Consider the following 1,294-nt stretch of genomic DNA (forward strand, 5'->3'; position numbering starts at 1 on the left):
CAGAGTCCGGCGAGATTCAGTGGCGGTACGACCAGTTCGGTGACCGGTCACAGATCGGCTCCTCGCCTGCGGTCGCTGACGGTCGGGTCTACTTCGGTGCCGAGGAGACGCTCTACGCGCTGGATAGTGAAGCTGGAGACGAGGTCTGGACTCGGAACGTTCCCTCACATCCCGATTCTTCACCGGCTGTCGTCGACGGGACGGTCTACTATGGCGGACCCACACTGTCGGACTCCGGGCCTCCGGCGCAGCTGACTGCACTCGACGCTGCGAGCGGGGACACGAACTGGACGGCAGACCTCGACGATATCAGCTTCCGGTCGTCTCCTGCTGTCGCCGATGGGACAGTGTATGTTGCCGCGTCGTCGAGGCGTGTCTGTACGGGCGCCGGTGGGGACGGTGAGTCTGAGTGTTCTGGGACGACACGTGGTCAGGTATACGCCATCGACAGCGAGAGTGGGGAGAGACAGTGGACTGCCGAAATCAAGACGGATACGCGGTCCTCACCCGCTGTCGTTGACAACGTTGTCTTCGTCGGCTGCCGAGATGGTCTCTCGGCGGTCACGACGGACGGTGAGAACGCCTGGCGAATCAACTTCGAGGATGACCGAGAAGATGGACCGTACGTCGACTCCTCACCGGCCGTCGCCGACGGACACGTGTTCATCGGTGCCTCGGACGGCCAACTCCGTGGCATTAACGCTGACTCGCGGTAGGAACGTATCGAACAGAACTAGTCCTGCTTGAACAGCTGTTTTGCACGCCCGTAGATGGGAGTACCGAGCCAGTCTCGTTGCTGAGCGAGTTCTTCGTGCTTCTCCTCGGCAATCTCATGTTCTACTACACCTCGTGTGACGAAGGCTTTGAGAAGGAGCGGTGAAATCGCGACCTGGGCGTCGACGATTGTCTGAAGTTCTGGGAGCGCACGGAGATCGTCGGTGATGGTCAACTGCCTCGGGGTCAAGCCCCGAGGCTTGTCAGTGGACTCCCGCTCTAACCCCGCAAAACGGCAGGTCGGAATCGACCGTTCGCGTTCAACGTCCCTGACTTCAGAGCCAGTTGACTCGTGACTCGTCCAGCACCAGACTTGAGCCAGTGCTGGACTAAACGCCACCCGATGTTCCGGGCGGCGTTGTAATCGCTATGTAGTTTCTTCCCACACTTCAGACACTCAAACTCGTCACCATCACGGTTTTTCTTGCCGTGTTGAATAGATGCTGAGTCATGGTTAGAGAGGTTCACAGAGCGGTTCTATGTTGGAGATGGCGAACATGAGGACGATTTCACGGAACTG

General features: G+C 59.0%; 2 protein-coding genes and 1 pseudogene. 1 reads left to right on the forward strand and 2 read right to left on the reverse strand.

Annotation, left to right across the window (positions count from 1 at the left end):
- Positions 1–716, forward strand: a 716-nt coding sequence (locus BLT27_RS18945) for an outer membrane protein assembly factor BamB family protein (protein WP_139172453.1), incomplete at its 5' end; no start/stop codon positions are given.
- Positions 717–733: 17 nt separating this feature from the next.
- On the opposite strand, the gene BLT27_RS19505 is transcribed toward BLT27_RS18945, so the two are convergent.
- Together BLT27_RS19505 and BLT27_RS18950 are read right to left on the reverse strand one after the other, a co-directional pair.
- Positions 734–949, reverse strand: coding sequence for a hypothetical protein (locus BLT27_RS19505; RefSeq protein ID WP_139172454.1), 216 nt, complete (start codon positions 947–949; stop codon positions 734–736).
- Positions 950–993: 44 nt separating this feature from the next.
- Positions 994–1,200 (reverse strand): annotated as a pseudogene (locus tag BLT27_RS18950) (zinc ribbon domain-containing protein); the annotation flags it as partial.
- Positions 1,201–1,294: the final 94 nt, after the last annotated feature.

The sequence above is a fragment of the Haloarchaeobius iranensis genome (genome assembly GCF_900103505.1).
GTDB lineage: Archaea > Halobacteriota > Halobacteria > Halobacteriales > Natrialbaceae > Haloarchaeobius > Haloarchaeobius iranensis.